The sequence below is a fragment of the Micromonospora sp. NPDC051924 genome, from assembly GCF_055586005.1.
On record NZ_JBVJJA010000018.1, the window covers coordinates 130,279 to 136,278 of the forward strand.

General features: G+C 70.2%; 4 protein-coding genes. All 4 read left to right on the forward strand.

Annotation, left to right across the window (positions count from 1 at the left end; translation table 11 throughout):
• The first annotated feature begins 73 nt into the window (after positions 1–73).
• The 4 genes from ACZ6S5_RS16860 (at position 74) to ACZ6S5_RS16875 (ending at position 5,780) form a co-directional block, all read left to right on the forward strand.
• Entirely contained in the window at positions 74–1,357 is a 1,284-nt protein-coding gene (locus tag ACZ6S5_RS16860) for an ABC transporter substrate-binding protein (RefSeq protein WP_466001281.1), read from the forward strand.
• Positions 1,358–1,438: 81 nt separating this feature from the next.
• The gene (locus tag ACZ6S5_RS16865) at positions 1,439–2,449 is read left to right on the forward strand and encodes a carbohydrate ABC transporter permease (protein WP_466001283.1); all 1,011 of its coding nucleotides are present in this window, start codon (positions 1,439–1,441) and stop codon (positions 2,447–2,449) included.
• 35 nt (positions 2,450–2,484) lie between these two features.
• Complete coding sequence (locus ACZ6S5_RS16870; protein ID WP_466001291.1) at positions 2,485–3,327, forward strand: carbohydrate ABC transporter permease; 843 nt, start codon at positions 2,485–2,487, stop codon at positions 3,325–3,327.
• Complete coding sequence (locus ACZ6S5_RS16875) at positions 3,324–5,780, forward strand: glycoside hydrolase family 2 protein (protein ID WP_466001285.1); 2,457 nt, start codon at positions 3,324–3,326, stop codon at positions 5,778–5,780. Before ACZ6S5_RS16870 ends, ACZ6S5_RS16875 begins: the two co-directional genes overlap by 4 nt.
• The last annotated feature ends 220 nt before the right edge of the window (positions 5,781–6,000 follow it).

Here is a 6,000-nt window from a genome sequence, read left to right on the forward strand (position 1 = left end):
GGTGTGCTCACTTATCCGGTTCAGTCAACGTCTCTCGATCCCGGGAGCGTTCCCATTTGGCGCGGAGGATGACATGAAACGGTCCTGGACGCACTGGGCCCGGGCGGCCGCCGTGGGTGCCGTCAGCCTGGTCATGGTCGCGGCGTGCAGTGGCAGGAGCACCACCGGCGGCTCGGACGCGGCCGGCGGTCAGATCACCTTGAAGATCAATTTCTGGGGTGACTTCGGCCTGACCGACCTCAAGACCAAATACGAGGCCGCGCACCCGAACATCAAGATCCAGCTGAACTCGGGCGAGTACAACGCCCAGCACGAGGACCTGCAGAAGAAGCTCGTCGCCGGCAACGGCGCGCCGGACATCGCGGCGATCGACGAGGGCTTCATGGTCCAGTTCCGCAGCCAGTCCGACAAGTTCGTCAACCTGCTGGACAAGGGCGCCGGCTCGTACGAGAGCAAGTACCTGCCCTGGAAGTGGAAGCAGTCGCTGTCGGCCGACGGCAAGACCCAGATCGGCCTCGGCACCGACGTCGGCAGCCTGGCCATGTGCTACCGGACCGACCTGTTCAAGGCCGCCGGCCTGCCTGCCGACCGCGACCAGGTCTCCGCGCTCTGGCCCACCTGGGACAAGTTCATCGAGGTCGGCCAGCAGTACACCGCCAAGAGCAAGAAGAAGTTCATCGACTCGGGCACCAACCTGTTCAACCCGATCCTCGGCCAGCAGCCGGTCGGCTTCTTCAACGAGCAGGACCAACTCCAGATGGACGGCGGCCCCAAGGTCGCCTTCGACTACACCGTCAAGGCCATCCAGTCCGGCCTGTCGGCCAACCTCGCCAGCTTCCAGGCCGACTGGGACAAGGGCTTCACCAGCGGCTCCTTCGCCGTGCTCGCCTGCCCGGCGTGGATGCTCGGCCACATCAAGGACACCGCGCCCGGCACCCAGGGCAAGTGGGACATCGCGGCGGTGCCCGGCGGTGGCGGCAACTGGGGCGGCTCGTTCCTGACCATCCCCAAGCAGGGCAAGCACGTCGACGAGGCGTACAAGCTGCTGGAGTGGCTGGTCCAACCGGAGCAGCAGATCGAGATCTTCAAGAAGGTCGGCAACCTGCCCTCGCAGCCGGCGCTCTACGCCGACCCGGCGATCGCGGACTTCAAGAACCCGTTCTTCAACAACGCCCCGGTCGGGCAGATCTTCCCGAAGATGGCGCAGGGTCTCACCCCGCAGTACCTCGGCAAGAAGAACGGCCCGACCCGGGTCGCCGTCGAGAACGTCATCACCCGGGTGCAGAACAGGAGCCTGAAGCCGGACGCCGCCTGGGGCGAGGCGGTCAAGCAGGCCGAGAAGGCCGCCACCTCCTGACGTACCGCCGGTGACGGGGCGGGCGCCGGCCCGCTCCGTCACCGCCTCACCCGTCACCCACCTCGGCCCTGGAGTGATCCGATGTCCACCACCCGTGCCGCGCCCGCGTCGAGCCACCGATCCGCGCCGAAGCGCGGTCGCTCCGGGGGCGACGACCGGCGGCTGACCTGGCGCGACCGGCTGTACCGCTTCGACATGCGCTACATGCCGTACCTGATGATCGCGCCGTTCTTCCTGCTCTTCATCGTGTTCGGGCTCTTCCCGCTGCTGTTCAACGCCGTGGTCTCGCTGCGCAACTACCGACTCGACGACCCGACGCTGCCGTACTGGGCCGGCTTCGAGAACTTCAGCAAGCTCTTCGGCGACGACGACTTCTGGAACGCCCTCTACAACACCTTCGGAATCTTCCTGCTCTCCTCGGTGCCGCAACTGCTGCTCGCCCTCGTGGTCGCCTCGCTGCTCAACCGCAAGCTGCGGGCGCAGACCTGGTGGCGGGTGGGCGTGCTGCTGCCGTACGTCACGCCGATCGTCGCCTCGACGATGGTGTTCAGCGTCTTCTTCTCCCGCGACTTCGGCATGGCCAACTGGGTGCTCGGCCTGTTCGGCCTCGGCGGTCCGGACGCCCCGATCGACTGGCGGGCCGACAAGCTGCACGCCTGGATCGCCGTCGCCACGATGGTCAACTGGAAGTGGATCGGCTACAACGCCCTGCTCTACCTGGCCGCGATGCAGTCCGTCCCGCGCGACGTCTACGAGGCGGCCGCGATCGACGGCGCCGGCCCGTGGAAGCAGCTCTGGCGGATCACCGTGCCGATGATCCAGCCGGTCGTGCTGTTCACGGTCATCCTCTCCACCATCGGCGGGCTCCAGCTCTTCACCGAGCCGATGCTCTTCGACCCGAACGCGCAGGCCGCCACCGGTGGCCCCGACGGCGAGTGGCAGACCATCGCCCAGCTCATCTACAAGGTCGGCTGGAAGGACCTCAACCTCGGCTACGCCGCCGCGATGTCCTGGGCCCTGTTCCTGATCATCCTGATCGTCGCCGGCATCAACTACCTGGTGACGAACCGACTGTCCGGAGGTCGCAAATGACCGCCGTCACCCCGGCGCGCCGCAAGCCGCGGCTGATGGCCCGGGCCCCGCAGGACACCGCGGCCGGGTTCTGGACCTACCTGTTCCTCGCGGTGACCCTGCTGTTCGCCGCGTTCCCGCTGTACTGGATGTTCGTCATCGCGACCAGCAACGACGAGGCGCTCGCCAAGCTGCCGCCGGCGATCGTCCCGGGCGACCAGTTCCTGACCAACGTCGACGAGGTCTTCTCCCTCCAGGACGTCTACTTCGCGGCCTCGCTGGTCAACAGCGTCATCGTCTCGACCGTGGTGACCGCCTCGGTGCTCTTCTTCTGTTCGCTGGCCGGGTTCGCCTTCGCCAAGCTGCGCTTCCGGGGCAGCAACGCGCTGATGCTCTTCGTGGTGCTCACCCTGACCGTGCCCAACCAGCTCGGCATCGTGGCGCTCTACATCGTGATGGGCAAGCTCGGCTGGAACGGCACCCTGCTCGCGGTGATCGCGCCCGGCCTGGTCACCGCGTTCGGCGTGTTCTACATGCGGCAGTTCATCGTCAACACCGTCCCGGACGAGCTGGTCGAGTCGGCCCGGATGGACGGCGCCACCACCATGCGGGTGTACGGCAACATCGTGCTGCCGGCGATCCGCCCGGCCCTGGCGGTGCTCGGCCTGCTCACCTTCGTGGCCACCTGGAACGACTTCCAGTGGCCACTGATCACGCTGAGCGGCACCGACTTCCCGACCTCGATGGTGGCGGTCTCCGACCTGGCCAGCGGCAACTATGTGATCTACCGGCGGGTGCTGGCGGGGGCGTTCATCGCGACCGTCCCCCTGTTGGTCATGCTGTTCATCGGTGGACGCCAGATCGTCCGGGGAATCATGGAAGGCGCGGTGAAGTCTTGAGCCGTCACGCGTTGCACGAGGGTTGGGTGCTGCGGGCCGTACCCGGTCCGCAGGTGCCGCCGGAGGTCGCCGACCAGGCGGTCCCGGCCACCGTGCCCGGCTGCGTGCACACCGACCTGCTGGCCGCCGGCCTCATCCCCGACCCGTACCTCGATGACAACGAGAACCGGCTCACCTGGATCGGGCGGACCGACTGGGTCTACGAGACCACCTTCGGCTGGCAGCCCGGCGACGACGACCGGGTGGACCTGGTCTGCGCCGGCCTGGACACGGTTGCCACGGTCACCCTCAACGGCGTCGTGGTCGGGCGCACCGAGAACCAGCACCGCGGCTACCGGTTCGCCGTCGGGTCACTGCTGCGAGCCGGCGACAACACGCTGACCGTCCGCTTCGACTCGCCGTACCGGTACGCCGAGGCGCACCGGGAGCGGCTCGGTGACCGGCCCAACGCGTACCCGGAGCCGTTCCACTTCATCCGCAAGACCGCCTGCAACTTCGGCTGGGACTGGGGACCGACCGTGGTCACCGCCGGCATCTGGCAGGACATCGGGCTGCACGCCTGGTCGGCCGCCCGGCTGGCGGGCGTCCGCCCGCTGGTCACCGTCGCCGGCGGCGTCGGCCGGGTGGAGCTGCACGTCGAGGTCGAGCGGGTGGTGGACACCCCGTTGACCGTGCACGCCGCCGTGGCCGGCGCGGCCGTCGAGGTCACCGTGCCGGCGGGGGAGCGCGCGGCCGCGGCGACGCTCACCGTCCGCGACCCCGAGCTGTGGTGGCCCGCCGGGTACGGCGAGCAGCCGCTGTACGACCTCGAGGTGACCCTCCGCGCGGAGGACGGCCGGGCGCTGGACGGCTGGTCCCGCCGGATCGGCTTCCGCTCGGTACGCCTGGACACCGCCCCCGACGCGCACGGCTCCGCGTTCACCCTGCACGTCAACGACGTGCCGGTCTTCGTCAAGGGCGTCAACTGGATCCCCGACGACGCGTTCCCCAACCGGGTCACCCGGCAGCGGCTGGCCGACCGGTTCACCCAGGCGGTCGGGGCGAACGTCAACCTGCTCCGGGTCTGGGGCGGCGGTCGGTACGAGTCGGCGGACTTCTACGAGCTCGCCGACGACCTCGGCCTGCTGGTGCAGCAGGACTTCCTCTTCGCCTGCGCCGCGTACCCCGAGGAGGAGCCGTTCCGCTCCGAGGTCGAGGCGGAGGCCCGGGAGCAGGTCAGCCGGCTCGCCGGCCACCCGTCGCTGGTGCTCTGGACCGGCAACAACGAGAACATCTGGGGCTGGCACGACTGGGACTGGCAGGAGCCGCTCGCGGGCCGGACCTGGGGTCGGGGCTACTACCTGGAGCTGCTGCCCGCGATCGTCGGGGAACTGGACCCGACCCGGCCGTACTGGCCGGGCAGCCCCTGGTCAGGCAGCGAGGAGCTCCACCCCAACGATCCGGCGCACGGCACCATGCACATCTGGGACGTCTGGAACACCGACGACTACCCGAAGTACCGGGAGTACGTGCCGCGTTTCGTGGCCGAGTTCGGCTATCAGGCGCCCCCGGCGTACGCGACCCTGCGGCGGGCCCTCTCGGACGAGCCGCTCGCCCCCGACTCGCCGGGGATGGCCCACCACCAGAAGGCGATCGACGGGGACCGGAAGCTCCAGCGCGGCCTGGAGGCCCACCTGCCGGCGCCCGCCGACTTCGACGACTGGCACTACCTCACCCAGCTCAACCAGGCCCGGGCCATCCAGCTCGGCGTCGAGCACTTCCGCTCCCATCGGCCGGTCTGCATGGGCACCATCGTCTGGCAGCTCAACGACTGCTGGCCGGTCACCTCGTGGGCGGCGGTGGACGGCGACGGCCGGCGCAAGCCGCTCTGGTACGCGCTGCGCCGCGCGTACGCCGGCCGGCTGCTCACCGTGCAGCCGTGGGACGGCGGGCTGGCGCTGGTCGCGGTCAACGAGACCGGCGTGCCGTGGCAGGCGCCGGCCACGGTCACCCGGCTCACGCTGGCCGGGGAGCCGAGGGCGAAGACCTCGGTCGACCTCGACGTCCCCGCGTACTCCTCGGTGGTGCTGGCGCTGTCTTCGGAGCTGGCGCGGCCGGACGAGGCCCGGCGGGAGCTGCTGGTCGCGGAGCCCTGGGACGCGACGGAGCGGGCGCTGTGGTTCTTCGCGGAGGACCGGGAGATCGAGTGGCCGGCGGCGGAGCTGGACGCGACGGTCGAGCCGGTCGACGGCGGTCAACTGGTCCAGGTGACCGCCCGGACGGTGCTGCGCGACCTGACTCTCTTCCCGGACCGGCTGCACCCGTCGGCGGAGGTGGATCAGGCTCTCGTCACCCTGCTGCCGGGCGATTCGGCGGCGTTCACCGTGCGCGCGGACGTCCCGCTCGACCCCGCCGCCCTGACCCGCCGCCCGGTGCTGCGCTGCGTCAACGACATCACCGGAGCGACGGCGTGAGGCGGCGGGAGTAGCGCCAACTGCGCCGCCGGGCGACCGGTGGTGCTGGAGCCAACGTCGTCGGTGCCCGGCTGCGTGTCCCCTCCCGCCGGCGTGGCGTGATCCGAGGCATCCTCCCTGAGAGCGGTGGGGGGGGGGGGGGGGGGGGGGGGGGGGGGGGGGGGGGGGGGGGGGGGGGGGGGGGGGGGGGGGGGGGGGGGGGGGGGGGGGGGGGGGGGGG

Coding starts and splice junctions, on each gene's coding strand:
- ACZ6S5_RS16865 (WP_466001283.1), top strand. CDS start 1,439: ATGTCCACCACCCGTGCCGCGCCCGCGTCGAGCCACCGATCCGCGCCG.
- ACZ6S5_RS16870 (WP_466001291.1), top strand. CDS start 2,485: ATGGCCCGGGCCCCGCAGGACACCGCGGCCGGGTTCTGGACCTACCTG.
- ACZ6S5_RS16860 (WP_466001281.1), top strand. CDS start 74: ATGAAACGGTCCTGGACGCACTGGGCCCGGGCGGCCGCCGTGGGTGCC.